The following is a 463-nucleotide window of genomic DNA, read 5'->3' as shown; positions in this document are numbered from 1 at the left end:
CCCTGGAAAACCTGCTGTCCTGGGAAACCCAGCACCTACCCGAGCCGGCATTGGCCGAGTCCGGCAATCAGCCGTTCATGGACTTCAAGGGCGCCAACGGCCTCTACTTCTGGGAGCTGTTCTTCCACCTGCCGTTCCTGATCAGCCATCGCCTCAACAGCGAGCAGCAGTTCAGCGACGCCGAGTACTGGCTCAGTTTCATCTTCGATCCGACTCGTCGCAGCGACAGCAGCGGCCGCCCGGACTACTGGAACGTGCGCCCGCTGGTGGACGAAATCAGCCGCGAACGCTCCACCCGCGCGCCGATCGATCCGGACGGCATCGCCAGCGACAACCCGGTGCACTACCGCAAGGCCGTGTACAACCACTTCATCAAGAACCTGATCGACCGCGGCGACAGCGCCTACCGCCAGTTGACCCCGGACGCCTTGAACGAAGCCAAGCTGTGGTACGTCCGCGTGCT

1 pseudogene is annotated in these 463 nt (G+C 63.3%); it reads left to right on the top strand.

Annotated features, from left to right (window positions below):
* Positions 1-463: pseudogene (locus tag QMX89_RS22695) on the top strand (toxin); the annotation flags it as partial.

The organism is Pseudomonas sp. PS01301, from assembly GCF_029960215.1.
GTDB lineage: Bacteria > Pseudomonadota > Gammaproteobacteria > Pseudomonadales > Pseudomonadaceae > Aquipseudomonas > Aquipseudomonas coleopterorum.
The sequence above is the reverse complement of the archived record's forward strand: the minus strand, read 5'-3'. Positions and strand labels throughout refer to the sequence as shown.